The sequence below is a fragment of the Paenibacillus sp. OSY-SE genome (assembly GCF_000283315.1).
In the GTDB taxonomy this organism is placed as follows: Bacteria; Bacillota; Bacilli; order Paenibacillales; family Paenibacillaceae; genus Paenibacillus_B; species Paenibacillus_B profundus.
The window spans coordinates 87,375-108,186 of the sequence record NZ_ALKF01000192.1 but is presented as its reverse complement, the minus strand read 5'-3'; the positions used below and the strand labels follow the sequence as shown (position 1 = coordinate 108,186).

The following is a 20,812-nucleotide window of genomic DNA, read 5'->3' as shown; positions in this document are numbered from 1 at the left end:
ATTAGGTTGTTCATGCACTTAATGAAAGGATGGAACTCAAATGCATCGATCAGACAACCAATCCGCGCTGCCCCATCACTTTTTTGCTTATATGTACCGGTTGAAGCATATCGAACGGTGGAGCCTGATGCGCAATACGAATAAAGAAAACGTCGCCGAGCATTCCTTTCATGTCGCGATGACGACACATTTGCTCTGCACGATAGCCAATGAAGTGCTCCACAAAGAAATCGATACGGGCAAAGCGGTTACGTATGCGTTGTTTCATGATGCAACAGAAGTGTTCACTGGGGATATTCCAACGCCAGTGAAACATCATAATGCCCGCATTTTGTCGAACTTCCGCGAGATCGAGCAGTTGGCAGCCGAACGGCTTATCCGCATGATTCCTGAGGAGCTGCAATCCGTCTATGCCCCGCTCATCGATCCGAAGTCTGAACTGGAGAAGGAAGTTCGCTTATATGTCAAAGCGGCCGACTTATTGGATGCGTATTTCAAATGCGGCAGCGAACTGGCTGCCGGCAATCGCGAATTTGAGGTAGCAAAACATCAGACGGAGGAAAAGTTGAAGCAATTAGGTCTGCCCGAGATCGATTATGTGCTGGAGAAGCTGGCGCCGAGCTTCGATATGACGCTCGATGAAATGTCTCTTATGGACTAATGCTGCACACGCTTGTCCTTCTGCAGCTGTATCATTTGGGTTTCTCGAATCAAGTCTGATAAAATAAAGGCAGCATCATAAACGAAGACAATTGCCTAGGTTAAAGAGTCATCACGAAAAGGAGAGTGCTATGCCCATCTTCAACGTCACACTGGTCCACCGAATTTTTCGCGCTGCATGGGTCGCCATCGTACTTGCAGCCGCCATTGCGCTATTCTATTACGGATTTCCTATCATCTATCCGTTCCTTGTCGCATGGTTACTCGCTTACATGATGAATCCAGTCGTACGCTTTCTGGAACGTCGCTGGAAGTTTCCGCGTTGGCTCGCCGTCACTGCTTCATTGCTGCTGTTTGCGGCCATCATTGCGTTCGCGGTATTTGTGTTCGCTACAAAAATCATCGCAGAATCCTGGCATATTATGGGGATTGTGCAAGAACAAATTGTAGAATGGAAAGATCTATTAATCGATTATTATCAATCCGCGGATTTTCAAAATTTATTACTGGAGTTAAATAACACGCTTAGCTCGGTCGATATCCAATCCTCGTTATCCAAATATACGAGTACGATTGCTGGTGCAGGGACGACAATCGTCGCCTATTTATTTATGTTTTTGAAATCCACCATCTTGTTTCTGCCGAAGTTCGCTGTTATTACCGTTATCATCATGGTCGCAACATTCCTTATCAGCAAGCAATGGAATCAGATTGCAGCACGGGGCGCTGCAATCATCCCTGAGCAAGTACACACCTCATTTGGCGTCGTCGCGCGCGATTTGCAGAACGCTATCTTTGGCTACATAAAGGGACATCTTATTCTGTCAACGATTACCGCGATCGTGTTCTTTATCGGACTGCTCATCCTGGGCGTTCCATATGCGTTCACCATTGCCATCATCGGCGGCATCGTCGATCTTATTCCACTGATCGGCATTCCGGCCATCATCGTTCCTTGGGCGGTATTCGCTTATTTTGAAGGGGATATTTTCTTGGGTACGGGGCTCTTAATATTGTGGCCGGTCATTCTCGTCACACGGCATGCGTTCGAACCGAAAGTATACGGATCCAGCATCGGATTGAATCCGCTCATGCTGCTTATCTTTCTGTTTGCGGGGTTGAAGCTGTTCGGCGTCATCGGTATTTTTGTCGGCATCATCGCGCTCGTCGTGCTGACCGCGCTTCAAAAGGCGAACGTATTTCGTGACGTATGGCGTTATGTCATGACAGGTAAATTTCAAAGTGAGTGAGTAACCAATGAGCTGATCTCGTGCAATTAAATTGCATAAGATCAGCTCATCTTATTTATGGGTTATTTAAAATAGGAAGCCGAGGATGTCCCATACCCAGCGGTTGCTGTCAACTTGTCCCTCACCGCAATCGATGACGTCCACGTGATGCTCCGCTTTTTCACGTAGCGTATCGATAATCCGATCTGGAACAAAGGGCACCTTCTTCCTCAACTGCTCCAATAGTGGAATGGCCATCGCATGTCCGACAATTTCGGCGGCTAACGAGTCTCTGCTAATATGGAGTTCTCTGCGTTCTCTAAGCCAGTGTTCCTCCAACACGCGATCCGCTATCACTTTCCCCGCTTCCATCAGACTGCCGAACGATTGCAGCAAATCCATAAGCTCTTCATTATTTACAATGCGGACAACCCGAGGCTCAGTCACTAACAACACGTTGCGGTTATGGATGTTGATCGTAACATGAGACATGAGAGCACCATTCCTTTACATATTGTACTTGCGACAAGTCAGCGACTGGTATGGCTCCGCATCCCTTGAAGCGGCTCGATACAATCATGTACCGGAACGGCTGATCTGCTGGCTGGAGCGTCTAGCTTAACTGGCTTATGTCTTTATTGTACAAGGTCGGCGCTCTCGCAACCATTCAACTCTCTTACAGTATCGAGCCGTAAGCTTACACTATCGCAAGCATTCGGCGTAATAACCGGTAACGTAGCCGCGAAACATACAGGCTGCTGGAGACAGGTAAGGCTGATCTGCCCATGCAAGCTGAATGGAGCGCAGACATACCGGCTCTTCAATAGACAGCATGACGATAGCAGATTCCTCCTCCCGAACAGGCGACGGGAGCAAAGCGACACCAAGGCCTGCACGGACCAACCCGCCAAGAGCCGCCGGTTCTTCTCCTTCGCACACAATCGTCGGCGCAAACCCCGCCTGCCGACAGAACTCGTCGGCTATCTGCCTAATGCTGTTTCCCCGCTTCATGCAGCTGAAGGATTCCTGAGCCGCCTCCTTCAGCTTAATACTTCTCCGATTCGCCAATCGGTGTCTAGGTGGAACAGCCAACATAATCGACTTGACGAGCAATGTTACGCCGCTTATTCCCTCCTGTTTAAAAGGCGGGGAAGCGATGCAATAATCGACCTCTCCGTCTCGGAGCAAACGGACCTTCGCCTCCTCTTCCGCCGATTGGATAATCCGAAAATTGGGCAACCGTTGATTATTTGGTCATATTAGCAAAACAAGTAAACGTCAATGTCGATTACAAGGATATGGAAAAGTCCCTACAAAACGGAGAATTCAGAGAAACGGTAATTAAGGATCTGGACTTCTCACGCAATTTGGGAATCCGTCAGACCCCAACTCTTGTTGTTAATGGAATTGCAATTCAGACGGGAAGCATGTCATGTAACCAAATAAAGGATGCTACCGAGAATGCAATTGAAAGTGAGGTGAAATAAACTCTATATGATTATTCTCTTAAAAAAATATACTTTTCTATTCGCCTGGGTTGTGTCGGTTATAGCTACATGTGGAAGCCTGTTCTTTAGCGAAATAATGCATTTTGAACCTTTTAAGTTATGCTGGCTTCAGCGTATCTGTATGTACCCACTAACAGTGATCCTTGGTTATGCTACCTTTAAAGAAGACAGAAAGTATGCACAGACAGCATACCCATTGTCAATCGTTGGATTTGGTGTTGTCTTGTATCATTATTTTGGTCAAAAGATTGCCTCTATAGGGAAACTTCTACCCTGTAGCGTCTATTCCTCAGAAGTAACCACGTATTCTGGTTCGGTTAGTGCGAGAACCAGTTACGTTATCGTTACACCGATTGTGATGAATGATTCGACGGTAACGGTGAATGGAAAGTCTGTTGTATCGGGGGGGAACCAGCTAGTTTCCATAAATGTCGGTACCACAACCAAACGGCCGCTGGCACAAGCCAGCGGTCTTCTTATCATTTCCTTCGTAATTCTTAAGTTTTACTGATACTCTCTCTTAACTTTCCCTTTATCTGGTTGAAGAGTCCGGGAACGGCCGGTATACTTGGTCTGGAACGAAATGGAGGAGAAAGAATTGAGACAGAAATGGAAAGCTGTTATCCTGCTGCTTGCTGTGATTTCTTTGCTGGGGGGCTGCTTCGCCGAGAAACCGGTGTTCGAAGAGCTGGGGCCAGAGGGCAAGGGGAAAATGAAAGTGCTCTATTATGACGAGGACAGTTTTTTTAAGGAATTTGGAAACCAATTTAATTTGAAGTACCCCAATATTGAGTTGGAGGTTGTGAGCACCGCTCCAATTGACCGGGAAATGCAGGCTAACGGCACGACCTATGAGGAAGAATATCTCAAACATATCGAGAAGAACAAGCCGGATGTTCTGATTGTGAGCAGACACGACCTGTTCGATAAGCTGGCGGAGGAAGACAAGCTGTATAATTTGGAGGCGATTATCGAACAGGAGAAGTTCGATCTTGACGGCTATTTGCCCGGGTTCGTCGATTTGCTGCGGGAACGCGGGGGCGGCTCGCTATACGGCCTGGCACCGTACTTTTCGACCTCGGTCGTCTTCTATAACGCCGATCTGTTCCGGGAGCATCATATTGAACCGCCGCGCAATAAGATGAGCTGGAAGGATCTGATCGAACTGGCGAGCCGGTTTGCGGAATCCGGTTCCGAAGACGATCCGATCTACGGTTTGGTTAATCAGTACGGACGAGCCGACAGCATTTTTTTTGATGTGGCCGGCAGCTTGTCGTTGCGGCTGTTTGATGCGAAAGGGGAAAAAATCGCGTTTAATACGGACGGCTGGAAGGAAGCGATGGAGCTGACAGCCAATGCGATACGCGGCAAAGCGGTTTTTTCGACGCTGTTGGAACCGCAATACCTCTATGGTGAGGTTGAGGCTGTACAGAGCGAGAATTTCTTCAAAGGCAAGGTCGCAATGGTGCTCGGATCGCCCTGGTTCATGCACGAGATTAGGGAGCATCCGAAATATGATAAAGAAGCAACGCCAATCGACTGGGGCATCGTGACCGCGCCTGTCGATCCGGGGAATCCGGATCAATCACAGTATGTGTCTCTTCACGACGAATTCGCTATCCTGGCCGATTCCCCGAACAAGCGGGCCGCCTGGGAATTCGTGAAGTACGTGAACGGTCCAGAGAGGGCGAAGGCCGCTTCCCGTTCCTTGCGGGACTTGCGGGACGAGCTGCCGACAAGGGTGGAGTACATGAAAGAGCTGGACGGCAAAAGCCTGGAGCCTTTCTTTATGCTGAGACCGAAGGCATCGAGCGGGAGTGTATGGGGCGGACCGAACGTGAAGATACCGCCGGGCTTCTACTGGAACTTCGCGAACCTGATTAAGCAGGAATTGAGGGAAATGATCGAGAACAATAAACCGGCCGAAGCGGCCGTTGCCAAGATCGAGGCCGAAGGCAACGTTATCCTCAAGCAAGAGCGGGAGAGAGAGAAGGCGCTAGAGAACGCCGCGAAGAAGTAGACACGAGGAAGGCTGGATCTGAGGCCGCTGACACAAGTCGGCGGTCTTTTTTTTCGGCAGACAGAGACGCTCAAGAGAGCGCTGGAACGAATGGAGATTTCTTAATATTCTTAACATTCACTTATCTATTCCCTTAACTTTTCCTTTATCTGGTTGAAGAGTCCAGGAGCGGCCGCTATACTTGCTCTGGAATGAAAGGGAGGAGAACGAGTTGAGACAGAAATGGAAGGCAGCCATTTTGCTGCTAACGGTAATCTCTTTGCTGGGAGGCTGCTTTGCCGAGAAGCCGGTGCTCGAAGAGCTGGATCCGGAGGGCAAGGTGAAAATTAAAGTCATGTACCATAACGAGGAAAGCTTTTATAGGGATTATGGCAATGGCTTTGATGCGAACTTTAATGAGAAATATCCCAACATTGAGTTCGAAGTCATCAGCCTCATTAAAATGTACCGGGATATCGAGAAGAATGGGACGAGCTATGAGGAAGAGTATCTCAAACTAATTGAGAACAACAAACCGGATGTCCTGTTTGCCGAAAAAACCGACCTATTCGAGAAGCTGGCGCAGGAAGGCAAGCTGTACAATCTGGACCCGATCATCGCACAGGAGAAATTCGATGTTGACGGCTACATGCCCGGGCTCATCGATATGCTGCGGGGTTATGGCGAAGGCTCGCTATACGGCCTGGCTCCGTCCTTTTATACGCAGAACCTTTACTATAACGCCGATCTGTTCCGGGAATATCATATTGATCCGCCGCGCAATCAGATGAGCTGGAAAGAGGTGTTGGAGTTATCGAAACGCTTCGCCGGCTTGGGTTCCGAGGATAAGCCCATTTATGGCTTGACGGAGGAGTTCGGCCGGGCGGACGATCTCCTTTTCGGGATGGCGGCGACCTCGTCGCTGCGCGCGCTTGACGCGAAGGGAGAGAAGCTTGCGTTTAACACGGAGGGCTGGAAGAAAGCGCTGGAGCTGGTGGCCGATGCGGTTCGCAGCAAAGCGGTATTTACGTATCCATTAGGGGAAGACGGCTTGACGTACTATCAGCAGAACGAGCCGTTCTTCAGGGGCGAAGTCGCGATGGTGCTCGGATCAGGCATGTTCCTGAACCAAATTTTGCAAGGGACGAGACAGGAAAATGTGAAGGAAATTGAGTGGAACATGGTCACCGTTCCCGTCGATCCGGCTTCGCCGAACGAATCGCCATTCGTGGATTTGAACGGCATCTATGCGATCGCGGCCGATTCCGCGAACAAGCGGGCGGCGTGGGAATTCATGAAGTTCATGAACAGCCCGGAAATGGCGAAGGCCGTTTCCCGCTCCCCGCATGCCGGCCTGCAGACAAGATCCAGCTTCACCAAAGAAGTGGCCGGCAAAAGCACGGAGAGCTTCTATCTGCTGCGGCCGAAGGCCGGGGGCGGTTCCATCTGGGGAGGCTCGAACGTGAACCGCCCGGATGAGTTCATTTTTGGCTTCCCGAGTCTGGTGAGAAAACAATTGTACGAAATGGTCGAGAACGGGAAGTCTGCCGAAGCGGCTGCGGCCGCCATCGAGGGAGAGGGCAACGCGCTCCTCAAGCAGGCGCGAGCGGCGCAGAAGGCGAAGGGGAATGCCGCGAAGAAGTAGGGCTTAGGAAGCACGGAAAGCCTGATTACAATGGGAGGCAGCAGGCAAAGCTTGACGAAGGCTTCCCATTGAAGACAGGGTGTGCGGCCGCTGACGCAAGTTGGCGGCCGTTTCTTGCTTTGTGTCAGGAAGAGAGTTATTCCAAAGGGGGAGCAGAACGATCGCGGCTTCCTTAATAGTTCTTAACATCCCCTATCGATTTGATTAAGATTCCCTTTATCAGGTTGAATGGTGCGGAAACCGCCGATATACTTGCTTTTTGTAACGAAAAGGAGGAGAACGGATTGAGAAAGAAATGGAAGGTTGCCATACTGCTGCTTACTGTAATTTCTTTGCTGGGGGGCTGCTTTGGCGAGAAGCCCGCGCTTGAAGAGCTGGGTCAAGAGGGCAAGGGGAAAATTAAAGTGCTCTATTATGACGAGGGCAGCTTTTACAGCGAATATGGGAACAACTTTAATGTGAAGTATCCCAATATTGAGTTCGAGGTCATCAGCACGGACACAATCTATCAGGATATGCAGGAAAACGGGACGAGCTATGAGGAGGAATATCTCAAATTTATCGAGAAACACAAGCCGGATGTCATTATGACCGGTTCGGACAGCTTCGAGAAGCTGGCGCTGGAAGGGAAGCTGTACAATCTGGACACGGTGATCGAGCAGGAGAAATTCGATCTGGACGGATATATGCCCGGGCTCGTCGAGATGCTTCGGGAACGCGGCGGCGGCTCGCTATACGGCTTGGCTCCGTACTTTAATGCCTCGGTCGTCTATTATAACGCCGATCTGTTCCGAGAACATCATATTGAACCGCCGCGCAATAAGATGAGCTGGAAAGAACTGCTCGAATTGTCGAGCCGATTCTCGGGCCTCGGTTCCGGGGACGATCAGATTTATGGTTTGTCTGATGAACTCGGCCAAGCCGACGGCATGCTTTTTAATGTGGCAAGCAGCTCGTCGTTGCGATTGTTGGACGCGAAGGGGGAGAAGGTCACGTTCAATACGGATGGTTGGAAGAATGCGATGGAGCTGACAGCCAACGCGATTCGCGGCAAAGCGGTCTATACGGCTTCTCTGGAGCCGGAAAAAGAAGGTACGATGTATTTTTTGCAGAGCGAGCAGTTCTTCAAAGGCAAAGTCGCGATGATGTTCGGATCGGCCTGGCTCATGAGCGATCTTCGGAACCGTCCGAAGTATGATAGCGACATCAAAGAAATCAATTGGGAATTCGTTACGGCTCCCGTCGATACGGCTGCGCCGGAGGAATCTTCCTTTACGGTTTTGGACTCCATCTATGCGATCGCGGCCGATTCTCAGAACAAACGAGCGGCATGGGAATTCGTGAAGTTCGTGAACGGTCCGGAAATGGCGAAGGCCACTTCCCGTTCCTTCCGGGGCCAACTGCCGACAAGGGTGGACTCCATGAAAGAGGTGGACGGCAAAAGCATGGAGCCCTTCTATATGCTGCGGCCGAAGGCTTCGGGCGGGTCCTTATGGGGCGGCTCGAACGTGAACGTCCCGAACGGCTTCCGTATGGCCTTCTCCAACCTGCTCATTAAGGAATTGAAGGCGATGGTCGAAAACGGAAAGTCTGCCGAAGAAGCCGTTGCCGCCATCGAGACCGAAGGCAATGCGGCCCTCCAGCAGGCGCGGGAGGCGGCGAAAGCGAAGCAGCAGGCCGGGAAGAAATAAGCTGCCGATGGGCAGATGGTGAATGACAGAAGGAGAGAAGGCAAAGTGACAAGAAAGTGGAAGTCCGTCCTGCTGCTGCTTGCGGTGATGGCTATGCTTGGACTTTGCTGCACCGCTACGACCGCAGGAATGTATGTCCTCGCCATCGTATCTGCTGCAATCAGCGTGTTGCTCCTTAGTGCCAGCCTTGCCAGGAAATTAGAAAGCTGAACGGCACTAGAACGTAAAGAGCCTTGCTCAGGCACATTCACCTGAGCAAGGCTCTTCTATAATTCATCGTTATCTCGTAATAAACTGGTAGCTGAATACCATCAGCAAAATCATCACAATGAACAGCACGAAAATCAAGAAGCTGAAGGTGCTGATCTTGCCGGCTGCTGCTTGATCCGCCTGTCCGGACTTTACCGCTTGGAGCACTGCTTTCAATTGCTTGCCCATTATGCCGCTGAATGCCGCAATCGCCAAGAAGACGACTGTCGTCAGCACCATCCACAGCACACTATAGGGTGCCTTACTCATTAAATAGCCGCCGGTAATGAACTGAACGATCAAGAAATATTGCGCGATGCGGTTCGCCGTCACAATTCCGACAAGAAGACCTTCCTGTCCGGGGCCCGATACGGTCTTCATCTTGCCAACCACAAAAGGGACAATCGCATAGAAGCCCATAAAGACGGCTCCTAAAATGTGTAAAAGGTTAAAGGCACTGTACATAAGTATACATTCCCTCCATAGTCATGTTATGTATCTTACCGTTCTCTATTATACTAAATCCCCCCTCCAAAAACAAAGAAGAGATGCCATGAAAAATGGCATCTCTTTGAACTTTACAATGATATATATCACACATTGAATAAAAATTATCCAGATACAACTTGAATGACATTGCGAACCGACTCAGCCGATTTATCCAATGCAGCCTTTTCGTCTGCCGTCAAATCCACTTCAATAACCTGTTCGATTCCGTCTCCGCCGAGCACGGCCAACACGCCCATGAACAGCCGATCATAGCCGTATTCGCCTTCAAGGTATGCAATGACTGGCAGAATGCGCTTCTTATCCTTCAAGATGGCTTCCGCCATCTGCACGAGCGATGCCGCAGGCGCGTAATAGGCACTGCCATTGCCGAGCAGATTGACGATCTCGCCGCCGCCGACACGCGTGCGCTGCACAATCGCTTCGATGCGCTCTTGCGGAATCAGCTTCTCAATCGGAACGCCGCCGACATTGCTATAGCGAACGAGCGGCACCATATCGTCGCCATGGCCGCCCAATACGACGCCGCGCACGTCTTCGACGGATACGTTCAGCTCTTGCGCAATAAACGTGCAGTAACGAGCCGTATCCAGCACCCCGGATTGGCCAATGACGCGGTTTTTAGGGAAACCGAGCGTTTGGAAAGCCGCATACGTCATGGCATCAACTGGGTTGCTCAAAATAATCACATAGGCATTCGGGCAATATTTCTTTACATTCTCGCATACCGACTTCACAATACCGGCATTGGTGTTCACCAAGTCATCCCGGCTCATGCCCGGCTTGCGCGCAACTCCTGCGGTAATAATGACAATATCGGAATCTTGCGTATCTTCATAGTTAGACGTCCCGGTAATTTGGCTGTCAAAGCCTTGAACCGGACTTGCCTCGAGCATGTCGAGCGCTTTCCCCTTCGTCGGATTCTCCAACTGGGGTATGTCAACTAATACGACATCACCAAGTTCTTTCTGAGCCAACATTAAAGCGGTTGTGGCGCCTGTGAAGCCCGCACCCACGACTGTAATCTTATTGCGTCGAATGGCCATTTGTGATTCGACCCCCTAGTTCATATGATTTATAATTTGGTCAGCAAATTGAGAGCATTTCACTTCAGTCGCATCTTCCATGAGCCGCGCGAAATCATAAGTTACAGTCTTGTTGTTGATGGCGGTTTCCATTCCTTTGTAAATCAGGTCGGCTGCTTCATTCCAGCCAAGATGTTCAAGCAGCATAACACCGGACAAAATAACCGAACCCGGGTTAACGACATCCAAGTCGGCATATTTCGGTGCTGTTCCGTGAGTCGCTTCGAAAATCGCATGACCGGTTACGTAGTTGATGTTGGCACCCGGTGCGATACCGATGCCACCTACTTGGGCAGCCAGCGCATCGGACAAGTAGTCGCCGTTCAAGTTCAGCGTCGCGATGACGTCGAAGTCCTTCGGACGGGTTAATACTTGCTGCAGCGCGATATCGGCAATAGCATCTTTAACGATGATTTTGCCGGCCGCTTCCGCTTCGGCCTGCGCTTTATTAGCCGCTTCTACGCCATCACTTTCCTTAATGCGGTCATATTGCCCCCACGTGAATGTTTGTTCAGCGAACTCCTGCTCCGCAACTTCGTAGCCCCAATTTTTGAACGCGCCCTCGGTATATTTCATAATGTTGCCTTTATGCACGAGCGTCACGCTCTTGCGTTTATGTTCGATAGCGTATTCGATGGCTGCACGTGCCAGACGCTTGGACCCGTCGGAGGATACCGGCTTAATACCAATACCGGATGTTTCCGGGAAACGGATCTTCTTCACGCCCATTTCCTGCTGCAGGAATTCAATGACTTTCTTCACTTCTTCCGAACCGGACGCGTATTCGATACCCGCATAGATATCTTCCGTGTTCTCGCGGAAAATGACCATATCGACGAGCTCCGGACGCTTCACCGGCGAAGGCACGCCGTCGAAATAACGGACCGGACGCAAGCAAACGTATAAATCAAGCTCTTGACGAAGAGCAACGTTAAGCGAGCGGATGCCGCCGCCTATTGGCGTTGTCAATGGACCTTTAATCGCAACAATATATTCGCGAATCGCCTCTAGCGTATCGTTCGGCAACCATTCGCCGTATGCATTAAACGCCTTCTCGCCGGCAAAGACTTCATACCAAGCGAGCTTGCGCTCACCCTTATACGCTTTCTCTACCGCCGCATCCAGAACACGTTTGGAAGCGCGCCAAATGTCTCTTCCTGTTCCGTCCCCTTCAATGAACGGGATAATCGGATGGTTGGGAACTTGAAGCTTGTCTCCCTGAATCGTAATTTTCTCGCCTTCGGTCGGTAATTCGAATTTCTCCAATTGAAGCATGAACGTTCCTCCTTAAATTGCGTGTTCAAAAAGTGAACTTTTCAGCACCGAGAAGGTTGCATAACCTGAAGAAGGAGGAGCGCAGTGTAGGCAAGACTACATGAGCGCCTGAAATGTGTCCGCAGGAAACATACTCCGGAAGCATAAGCTCTTCGAGGGTGAATGCAAGATTCGATGTCGAATCTGCTTACGGTCACACTACGTGATCAAAAGGGCACTTTTTGAACATCCTCTTAAAGTTAATTCCCACGAGCCTGATGGCAATATACAACAGCTGACGGGAGCTACAATCCTTATTGTAGCAACCCGCCTTTTATAAAGACAACCTAAGTTATCGCGATATGTTCATCTCATCCAAGCATAAACCGTCTTAACGCTCCTGAATCGGGATGAACAATTGGCTTAAAGGCCCCGTATATTCGGCACGCGGACGAATAATGCGGTTGTTCTCATACTGTTCCAATATGTGCGCCGTCCAGCCGGACACGCGGCTAATGGCGAAGATTGGCGTAAACAGATCGCGCGGAATACCCAACATGGTATATACCGACGCAGAGTAGAAGTCCACGTTCGGCTTCAAGCCTTTCTGTCCAGTTACCAGTTCTTCAATACGGGTGGACATTTCGTACAATTCGAGGTTCCCGTTCATATTGCCGAGTTCACGCGACATCTTCTGCAGGTGCTTCGCGCGCGGGTCGCCGTTCTTGTATACGCGGTGTCCAAATCCCATAATTTTCTCTTTGTCGTCGAGCTTATGCTGAATGTAGTCTTCGACCCGGTTCAATGAGCCGATCTCTTCGAGCATTTGCATAACCGCCTCATTGGCGCCTCCGTGCAATGGCCCCTTGAGTGCGCCGACAGCCGATACGACGCCCGAATACATGTCGGACAGCGTAGCCACCGTCACCCGTGCGGCGAATGTCGAAGCGTTCAGCTCATGATCGGCATGAAGCACGAGTGCTTTGTCCATGGCTACAACGGCGCTATTTTCAGGTTCCTCGCCGTTCAGCATGTACAAAAAATTATAGGCGATGGAGTGTCCCGCCTTCGGTGAAATAGGCTCCTTCCCTTCACGAATACGCGCGAAGGCAGCAATAATGGTAGGGAGTTGAGCTTGCAACTTGATAGCTTTATCCACATTCGCTTCACGGCTCATGTCATTTGCCGTTACGTCATACAAAGCCAATGCGGAAATCGCAGAACGGAGAACAGCCATCGTATTGGCGTTCGATGGATACAACTTCATTTGATCAATCACGGCAGAAGGTATTGCGGCATATTCATCAAGCCGCTCACGCAACTCCGATAATTTGTCTTGATTCGGCAAATTTCCAAACCACAATAAATACACAACTTCTTCAAACGTTGCGTATTCAGCTAAATCGTCGATATTGTAACCACGATAGGTCAACACGCCATCGATAATCGAACTAATGGAAGAAGTCGTTGCAACAATGCCTTCCAAACCTTTCGTCGCTGTCATCTGTCCTCTCTCCTTTGCATATCTAACCTATAACATCCCAACTTTCTCTTTTCTCTGTCTTCACCTGGTGCATATTTACTGCACTGTAAATCGGCAGTGTATTCTTCCTCGATCATAAAGGATATTGTCGGAATTGTGAACGGTTTCAGTGCAATATTTGGATAGAAATGCTTTATCACTGTCATAAAGGTTTTTTTGTGGTAGGAAAAAGAACAGGTTTTGTGACATTGTGCATAGCTATATATAAAAGGGGTTCGTCCAAATGAACGCAAGCTCATAACAGGGTAATCCGCAATCGGTTGCAGTTGCTTACGCATAAGGAGGTGGCTCGTGAATCAATTAATAATAAAACGAATTTGGCGTGGCGGTTGGGTGCTGCTTGTCACGGCAGTCGTGTTGTTCGCAAGCTGGATGCTGCTCCCTTTGCTCTATCCGTTTCTGATCGCGTGGGCGATTGCGCTTGTGCTCAATCCCGTCGTGCAGTGGATGTCCCTGCAGTTCAAGTTTCCCAGGTGGCTCAGCGTCACCATATCATTAACGATATTCATCTTGGCAATGCTGACGGTGGCGGCCGCAGTCATTACCCGAATTGTGAAAGAGATATATAATCTGTCCATGACACTCGAATATTTCCTCAATGTGTGGCGGGATTTATTCGTTCAGTTGGTTGAAAATGAGGACGTGCAGCAGTTCATTCATTCCATCAGTTCACTCTATAAAGACAATCCGAATATACAAGGTTCCATTAACAGCAATCTATCCAACACCGCGCAGACGATTACGACAGCGATCACGAATCTCATCACACTGTTCCTCGATGGCATCGTCCGCTTGCTCTCCAGCTTGCCGAACGTAGCGACCATCTCCATCATCGTTATGCTCGCGGCGTTTTTTATTAGCAAAGATTGGCTGCGGTGGACACACACGTTCACCCGGACGGTGCCGGAACAAGTCCGCAAGCCGACCCGCAACGTATGGCAGGATTTGAAGCACGCGCTGTTCGGCTATTTACGTGCGCAGTTCCTCCTTATCTCCATTACGGCCCTGGTCGTCATTATCGGGCTAATCGTGCTGCATGTCGAGTATGCGGTCACGATCGGGCTGCTCATCGGGCTGGTCGATTTGCTTCCGTATTTGGGAGTGGGCGCCGTTATGGTGCCGTGGATTATCTACAGCTTTGCGGCAGGAAGCTCATCGCTTGGAATCGGTCTGGCCGTGCTGTATTCCATCGTGCTAGTCGCAAGGCAAATCATGGAGCCGAAGGTGCTCGCATCCAGTGTCGGCCTGGATCCTCTGATTACGCTTGTGGCCATGTTTGTAGGCTTGAAATTGTTCGGGGTGCTCGGGCTTATCATCGGTCCAGTTACACTGGTGCTGGTATCCGCAATGAACCGTGCGTACGTGTTTCGGGATTTGCGCAATTACATATTGACCGGCAGGCGTTGAGCGGGTGGCTGCTTGAATCCGAAAAACGCCGCTGCAAGTGACTGCAACGACGTTAGCATTGTTATTGCTGCTTCCAGTAGAAAATGGCGAGCTGCGTGCGATCCCGAAGACTGAGCTTCGACAAAATATCGGAAATATAGTTTTTCACGGTGCCCTCGCTCAGATGAAGCGCAGCCGCAATCTCCTTGTTCGACATCCCGTCGGCCACCCGCTCAGTAATCGTCTGCTCCGTCGCAGTCAACGCATAGGCCGACCACATCGATTCAGGCTTCTTCGCACGGGACGGCGCCTGGAGAAGCTGAGCCAGCTTGCGCGCCACATCGGGATCCATCAGCACCGATCCAGCGTGCACGGTCCGTATGCCCTCGACGATGCGTTCGGGGGCATTGTTTTTCAGCAAATAACCGCTAGCCCCGCAACGCATCGCTTCCACGATATATTCGTCATCGTCGAACGTCGTCAGGATGAGCACCTTCACGTCGGGATGACGCTCCTTGATGCGCCTCGTCCCCTCTACCCCGTCGCATTCCGGCATGCGCATATCCATCAGGACGACATCTGCGCCGAGCTCCGCAACGGCACGCTCCGCTTCCTTGCCGTTCCCGCATGTCCCGACAACGTCGATATCGGGGTGCATGCCGACGATAAGCTTCAAGCTTTCCCGAATAAAAGCATCGTCATCTGCAATCAATACTGAAATCATTGCGCAGCATCCTTTCTTCACAGCTTCAATCTGCTCTCTATGTATGCGCACGGCGCAGCCGCACATCAGCGGGACGAAGAGCAGCTGACGTTCTTCGCCGCCGCCGGAATGACGGTGCGTACCGTGAAGTGCGGCTCGGCTGTCCATTCCACACGCCCGCCGATCATGTTCGTCCGCTCCTCCATCCCTCTCAGTCCGATGCCCCGTTCCAACGGCAGCTCCGGCTTGGAGCCGTTGTTGCCCACCTGAAGCACGACTTCCTCCGGATGATAAGAAACATAAATATCGACTTCCGTCGCCCCTCCGTGCCGGAGCGCATTCGTAATCGCTTCCTGCGCATTTTGATAGATGACGACTTCGATACTCGGGTACAACGCATACGGAATACCGTTGACCTGATGGCGAACCCGCAGCACTCCTCCGCTCTCCGCCTCCCGGACAAGCCGTTCCAGCGAATACGTCCTGACGTCCCCCTCAGAGGGCTTCATCCGCCGGACCGTCATCCTCAGCAGCTCCATGCTGGCAGTCAGCTGTTCCCGCACCGAATCGTATAGCCCGAAGGCCCGATCCGAATCCACGGCTTTCACCTGCTCGGCCGCATCCATCATCAGCTTCAAGCGGATTAGCTTATGGCCCAGCTCGTCGTGCAGATCGTGCGCGATACGATTGCGCTCTTCCGCTTGGGCGGCATGCTCCACCCTGCGCGCGTATTGCATCATCTCCATCCGCGCCTCATTCAGTTCGTACGCTTGCTGCCGCAAGTCATCGTTGAGGCGTTCCATTCCTCGATGCGCCCTCTCGCTAGCATAGATGCCAAGCATGAGCACGCCGATCGTGATCACGACAATATTGCCCATCAGCACCCATTCCCACGGCCGCCCGGCCAGAGAGCCGTTCAACCCGCACATCGCAAGCGCCAGAGCAACTGCATGCTTCCGATCGGACCATTGAACCGGATGGGACGCAACTGTGGAACCGAAAGCAAGGAACAGCAGTCCCGCATAGTGGTGGCCGAACCAGGTAAGGTATCCGATTTCAACGACGAAAAAGGTCCAAACGAGATATTCCTTCTGCGCGAAATTGCGCAGTTCTCCCCAAGCCAGTAACAGAAGCGCGCACAACGTATATATCCCATAAGAGGAGTAAGACTCCACATATACTGAAGCCAGAACGGGGATGACTAGCAATCCGTAGCGCAATCCAATCTTTACTTGATGCAGCATAGGTCAACACCCGCTTTAATCAATCTCATTTCACGAGACACATTATAGCATACTGCCGCACCGTTATTAGCGCGCAACTTTTTTCCGCACGAAATTGTAAAACATGACGAAAGTCATGTGCAAGAGGTGACGTATTCTACCTGTAGCGTGCCGTAAGCCGCTTTATAATGGGGATATCGATTGAAGCGTAAGGGAGGGTGTTCCGAATGAACATGGTACAGATTCGGAATGTGGTCAAAAAATATAACGGCAAAGCCGTCGTGGACCACTTGAATTTAGCGATAGAGGAAGGCGAAATCTTCGGGCTGCTCGGACCGAATGGAGCAGGAAAGAGCACGACCATTCATATGCTGACTGGACTGCTGCCGATAAGTGGCGGGGACATCTCCGTCGATGGCATCTCCGTCAAGCACAATCCGCTTGAGGTCAAGCGGCGCATCGGACTCGTGCCGCAGGATCTGGCGATTTATGAGCAGATGTCCGCACGCGACAACATCGTCTTCTTCGCCAAGCTCTACGGTCTTCGCGGCAAGGCGCTGGAAGCCGGCGTCGATGAAGCGCTAGAGCTGGTCGGCCTGTCCGATCGGCGGAAAGACAAACCGGCATCGTTCTCCGGCGGAATGAAACGGCGCCTGAACATTGCGTGCGCGATTGCTCATCGCCCGCGGCTCATCATTATGGATGAACCGACTGTAGGCATCGACCCGCATTCGCGCAATCACATTTTAGAATCGGTAAAACAGCTGAATGAGGCAGGGTCCACCATCATTTACACTAGCCACTACATGGAAGAAGTCGAAGCGATCTCTACCAAGGTCGGCATTATGAACCAGGGCCGGCTTATCGCCTGCGGCACGCAGCATCAGCTGAAGGAAGACATCGGTCAGGACGACAAACTAACGGTTACAATCAGTCTGTCGCCCGACAGTGAAGTCGATGCCGCCATTGGCGAACTGCTGGAGCATCCGCGCATCAAGCAGGCGTCATTGCAGGAGAACGCCCTGCAAATCTTGCTTCCCTCTGCGGATGGAAGCCTGCAAGATATTTTATTCATCCTATCCAAACACCGTATTTTGGTACAATCATTCGAACGGGAAGAACCGAATCTGGAGACGCTGTTCATGTCGTTGACTGGACGCCAATTGCGGGATTAGGAGGAACGAGAACATGATGTGGAATATTGCAGTCAATGAATTGCGCAGACAGTTGCAGATGATCTCCATTTTGGTTGTGACGTTCATCGTTCCGCTGCTGCTTATCTTTCTGCTCGGCTCTTCCTTATCGGGATCCGGCAAATTCAAGGTAGAATCCCGTGATCCGGAGCCGTTCAAGGCCGGTATCGTGCAGCAAGACCAGGGAGTGCTGGCACAAGCGTTCGCACAATTTCTCACAGCAGATGACGTTCGCCAATGGATTGAGCCTATAGCATACGCCGACCGCGAGGAGGTTATCCGCCTCATTCGTGATGGCAAGCTCGGCTTCGGGCTCGTCATCCCTTCCACGTTCTCTGACGATGTGCTGAACGGACGTCAAGCATCGTGGGAAATGATCATGGGCAATGATTACGCCAATAATCTTGCTGCCAAATCCGTATTCGGCGCCTATCTGGACATTGTCAACACACAGCAGGCGCTCGCTCTGACGGCCGAACATACAGGCAGCAGCGCTGCCAAGAACGGAATCCCGCCGGCAGCTGGAACGTTAATGCAAGGCAGTGCGGGAGAACAGCAGAACGAGGCTGCAATCGTCGAAGTGAATCCGATGCAGGATCAGCCCAATCCGACAGCGATGCAGTATTATTCCGTATCCATCCTCGTCATGTATATGCTGTATACGGGCATGTCTCTTGCCATTTCTATCCTGGCCGACCGGCAGAACTATACCTTCCACCGGATTATGGCCGCTCCTGTCCGCCCGTACAGCTACATGTCAGGCAAATTGATCGGGCAATCGCTCATCGCGGTCTGCCAGGCCATATTCATGATTGCGCTCAGCCACTGGCTGTTCGGCGTAGACTGGGGCCGCGACATCGGAGCGCTCGTCATCGTATGCTTGCTTCTCATCGTGAGCTCCATGGCGCTCGGGTCGGTCATCATCGCCTATGTCCGAGAAGAAAAATCCATCAAAGGATTGTTTCAATTTTTGGTCATTACAATGACGGCAATAAGCGGCGGATTCTTTCCGATTAGCGAAGTTCAGGCAACCGTCGGCCCGTTCACCCTATCCCATTGGGCGATGCAGAGCATGCTCCGCATCATGATGAACGGGGGATGGAGCGATACGCTTCACTATGTGCTTCCGCTTGCGGGGATTGCGGGCGTACTGTTCCTCCTTGCCGTCTGGTCATTCAGAAAGGTGGTCAACTATGCCTAGTCTGTGGATTGCACAATGGTTTCTGAAGCGGATGCTCTCGCAAAAACGCTCGCTAATTGTCACGTTTCTGCTGCCGGCCATCATCGTATCCGCATTCATGCTGCTCCTTCATATCGGCGAGCAAGGGCCGCAGCGGATTGAAGTCGTCTCCCGCGACCATTCGCCGCTCGCTCAATATTTGCTCAACTCGCTTAAAGACGACTTTGAGCTGAAGGAGGCTGCGAACACGAATGAACTGCGCGAGAACGTGTTCGATCAGAAAGCCAGCGCCGGATTCATCCTTCCAGAACGCTACGGCGACATGCTGCTTCAGGGAGAGCATCCGGTTATTGAACAGATCCAACTCGGCATGAATGAAGCGAATATCGCGCTCAAGATGCGGTTGGAACAGCATGTGCAGGATGCGATGCGTGTCGTGGATACCCTGAAGGCGTCCGGGTTACAGGGGAATGACTTAGAGACACGAACGGCTGATGTCCTGACTGAGAAATCAAAAGGGAACGTCCGCGCGGAAACGACCGACTTTCAGTTGTATGTGTCGCCGACGCTGCGCATGAGCATGGGAATGCTCTTGATGTTCATGCTCATGTCCTTGATGAACGCCGTCTCCATCATGCTGGAAGACAAGCAAAACTACACGATGATGCGAACCTATGCCGCGCCGGTGCGCGCCTACCATATCGCTCTAGGTCAATTCTTGGGCGGCATCGCCTTCGGCACGATGCAAATTGCCGTCGTTCTGCTTATCACCCGTTATCTGATTGGCATCGACATGTCAATGACACTGCTTCAGCAATGGGTGCTTCTGGAGCTGTTCCTGATCGCTGGTATGGGGATGGCTTGCATGCTAGGCTCTATCATCGGAAATTCAGAGCACTTTTCCCGAGTGAATTTTTTCCTTGTAGTACCGACCTGCATGATAAGCGGCTGCTACTGGCCGGTTGAATTCATGAACGACAGCATGCAAAAGATTTCGTACTTCGTACCGCAGCGTTGGGTGCTGGATGCGATGGAACAGTTGGCTGCTGGCGGTTCCTGGTCAGCTATCGCGCTGCATGTCATAGTGCTGCTCCTGTTCGGCGTCGTCCTGCTTGGCATCGGCTCCACCGTGCTCCGGCCGGCCACGCGAGAAGCGATATAATTATGGAATCCTCCTCCTTTCGATCCGCTGCATGCGGCAGGAAGGAGGTTTTTTCATGTGCGTCCGCTGGATCCGCATCTGCATGGAGCCTCATAGCCGCGTCTGTACCATTGTCATCCAGCCATCTTCAATTTGAACTAAAAAAGATAGACTGAAGGACGGGCTGTCTCCCCCTTGCCTCATCCTGCATTGGACTTTGTACAGCGAAACAGCAGCGCATGCCTCTTTACGGTAGGTTTCATTGGAATTCACACCGTGTTTTGACACGGTTTCCGCAGCGATGCTGAAAAGCAGCCCGATCCACTGCACAAAATTCAGTCCACATGCCTTTAAGCCGCCCGATCGGCATATTTTACTGTAAATAGGCTCTCCTTCACCTTGGACAACAATATAGATCAACTTATATAGTAAAAGGAGGCCATCTTTTACGGCTCATCCTTAATTCACATATGACATGTATGAATGATGTATGAACGAGATGTGAACGGCATCCTTATTCAACTCCGCCACATTCTCAATAATTCCATTATTGGGTTTTCACAGCAATGATTCAAAACCCATTTATTTACATAAAATGTTCCATCATCCATTAACA

At 51.0% G+C, this 20,812-nt stretch carries 19 protein-coding genes; 11 read left to right on the top strand and 8 right to left on the bottom strand.

Translation table 11 applies throughout. From position 1 onward, the window contains the following. Positions 1-40: 40 nt before the first annotated feature. Together yfbR and ytvI (A372_RS0120635) are read left to right on the top strand one after the other, a co-directional pair. On the top strand, positions 41-661 hold the full coding sequence (gene yfbR / locus A372_RS0120640; RefSeq protein WP_019422800.1) for a 5'-deoxynucleotidase: 621 nt from the start codon (positions 41-43) through the stop codon (positions 659-661). Between the two features lie 130 nt (positions 662-791). Further along, positions 792-1,910 (top strand): sporulation integral membrane protein YtvI, encoded by a 1,119-nt coding sequence (gene ytvI, locus A372_RS0120635; protein WP_019422799.1) that lies wholly within the window; start codon positions 792-794, stop codon positions 1,908-1,910. Between the two features lie 66 nt (positions 1,911-1,976). On the opposite strand, the gene A372_RS34425 is transcribed toward ytvI (A372_RS0120635), so the two are convergent. Then, positions 1,977-2,381 carry a hypothetical protein gene (locus A372_RS34425; protein ID WP_019422798.1) on the bottom strand — a complete coding sequence of 135 codons (405 nt, stop codon included), beginning with the start codon at positions 2,379-2,381 and terminating at the stop codon, positions 1,977-1,979. Between the two features lie 210 nt (positions 2,382-2,591). Next, on the bottom strand, positions 2,592-3,128 hold the full coding sequence (locus A372_RS34420; protein ID WP_083858902.1) for a LysR substrate-binding domain-containing protein: 537 nt from the start codon (positions 3,126-3,128) through the stop codon (positions 2,592-2,594). Positions 3,129-3,383: 255 nt separating this feature from the next. On the opposite strand from A372_RS34420, the gene A372_RS39625 reads away from it, so the two are divergent. The 5 genes from A372_RS39625 (at position 3,384) to A372_RS37520 (ending at position 8,942) form a co-directional block, all read left to right on the top strand. Continuing rightward, positions 3,384-3,908, top strand: a complete 525-nt coding sequence (locus A372_RS39625) for a disulfide bond formation protein B (protein ID WP_019422795.1) — start codon at positions 3,384-3,386, stop codon at positions 3,906-3,908. Between the two features lie 87 nt (positions 3,909-3,995). Continuing rightward, positions 3,996-5,417: an ABC transporter substrate-binding protein gene (locus tag A372_RS0120610; RefSeq protein ID WP_019422794.1), complete on the top strand. Its 1,422-nt coding sequence runs from the start codon at positions 3,996-3,998 to the stop codon at positions 5,415-5,417. A 211-nt stretch (positions 5,418-5,628) separates the two neighbouring features. After that, positions 5,629-7,041: an ABC transporter substrate-binding protein gene (locus A372_RS0120605; protein WP_019422793.1), complete on the top strand. Its 1,413-nt coding sequence runs from the start codon at positions 5,629-5,631 to the stop codon at positions 7,039-7,041. 284 nt (positions 7,042-7,325) lie between these two features. Then, positions 7,326-8,732 (top strand): ABC transporter substrate-binding protein, encoded by a 1,407-nt coding sequence (locus A372_RS0120600; protein WP_019422792.1) that lies wholly within the window; start codon positions 7,326-7,328, stop codon positions 8,730-8,732. Positions 8,733-8,777: 45 nt separating this feature from the next. Further along, the gene (locus A372_RS37520) at positions 8,778-8,942 is read left to right on the top strand and encodes a hypothetical protein (RefSeq protein WP_019422791.1); all 165 of its coding nucleotides are present in this window, start codon (positions 8,778-8,780) and stop codon (positions 8,940-8,942) included. A gap of 69 nt (positions 8,943-9,011) precedes the next feature. On the opposite strand, the gene A372_RS0120590 is transcribed toward A372_RS37520, so the two are convergent. The 4 genes from A372_RS0120590 to citZ all read right to left on the bottom strand — a co-directional run bounded on the left by A372_RS0120590 (position 9,012) and on the right by citZ (position 13,331). Continuing rightward, complete coding sequence (locus A372_RS0120590) at positions 9,012-9,401, bottom strand: hypothetical protein (protein WP_019422790.1); 390 nt, start codon at positions 9,399-9,401, stop codon at positions 9,012-9,014. Positions 9,402-9,592: 191 nt separating this feature from the next. Then, positions 9,593-10,534 carry a malate dehydrogenase gene (mdh, locus tag A372_RS0120585; RefSeq protein ID WP_019422789.1) on the bottom strand — a complete coding sequence of 314 codons (942 nt, stop codon included), beginning with the start codon at positions 10,532-10,534 and terminating at the stop codon, positions 9,593-9,595. Positions 10,535-10,549: 15 nt separating this feature from the next. Then, on the bottom strand, positions 10,550-11,848 hold the full coding sequence (gene icd / locus A372_RS0120580) for an NADP-dependent isocitrate dehydrogenase (protein WP_019422788.1): 1,299 nt from the start codon (positions 11,846-11,848) through the stop codon (positions 10,550-10,552). A gap of 370 nt (positions 11,849-12,218) precedes the next feature. After that, positions 12,219-13,331, bottom strand: a complete 1,113-nt coding sequence (citZ, locus tag A372_RS0120575) for a citrate synthase (RefSeq protein WP_019422787.1) — start codon at positions 13,329-13,331, stop codon at positions 12,219-12,221. 330 nt (positions 13,332-13,661) lie between these two features. On the opposite strand from citZ, the gene ytvI (A372_RS0120570) reads away from it, so the two are divergent. Continuing rightward, the gene (ytvI, locus tag A372_RS0120570; protein ID WP_019422786.1) at positions 13,662-14,777 is read left to right on the top strand and encodes a sporulation integral membrane protein YtvI; all 1,116 of its coding nucleotides are present in this window, start codon (positions 13,662-13,664) and stop codon (positions 14,775-14,777) included. 61 nt (positions 14,778-14,838) lie between these two features. On the opposite strand, the gene A372_RS0120565 is transcribed toward ytvI (A372_RS0120570), so the two are convergent. Together A372_RS0120565 and A372_RS0120560 are read right to left on the bottom strand one after the other, a co-directional pair. Further along, positions 14,839-15,480: a response regulator transcription factor gene (locus A372_RS0120565; RefSeq protein ID WP_019422785.1), complete on the bottom strand. Its 642-nt coding sequence runs from the start codon at positions 15,478-15,480 to the stop codon at positions 14,839-14,841. 65 nt (positions 15,481-15,545) lie between these two features. Continuing rightward, positions 15,546-16,703 (bottom strand): sensor histidine kinase, encoded by a 1,158-nt coding sequence (locus A372_RS0120560; RefSeq protein ID WP_019422784.1) that lies wholly within the window; start codon positions 16,701-16,703, stop codon positions 15,546-15,548. A gap of 206 nt (positions 16,704-16,909) precedes the next feature. Here A372_RS0120560 and A372_RS0120555 point away from each other — a divergent pair, with 206 nt between their 5' ends. Genes A372_RS0120555 through A372_RS0120545 form a run of 3 tightly spaced genes read left to right on the top strand, consistent with a single transcriptional unit; the run spans position 16,910 to position 20,217 of the window. Beyond that, a complete protein-coding gene (locus tag A372_RS0120555; protein ID WP_019422783.1) occupies positions 16,910-17,857 on the top strand; it encodes an ABC transporter ATP-binding protein in 948 nt (315 codons plus the stop codon). A 13-nt stretch (positions 17,858-17,870) separates the two neighbouring features. After that, positions 17,871-19,076, top strand: coding sequence for an ABC transporter permease (locus A372_RS0120550; RefSeq protein WP_019422782.1), 1,206 nt, complete (start codon positions 17,871-17,873; stop codon positions 19,074-19,076). Continuing rightward, positions 19,069-20,217, top strand: coding sequence for an ABC transporter permease (locus A372_RS0120545; protein ID WP_019422781.1), 1,149 nt, complete (start codon positions 19,069-19,071; stop codon positions 20,215-20,217). The genes A372_RS0120550 and A372_RS0120545 overlap by 8 nt, the downstream gene beginning before the upstream one ends. The last annotated feature ends 595 nt before the right edge of the window (positions 20,218-20,812 follow it).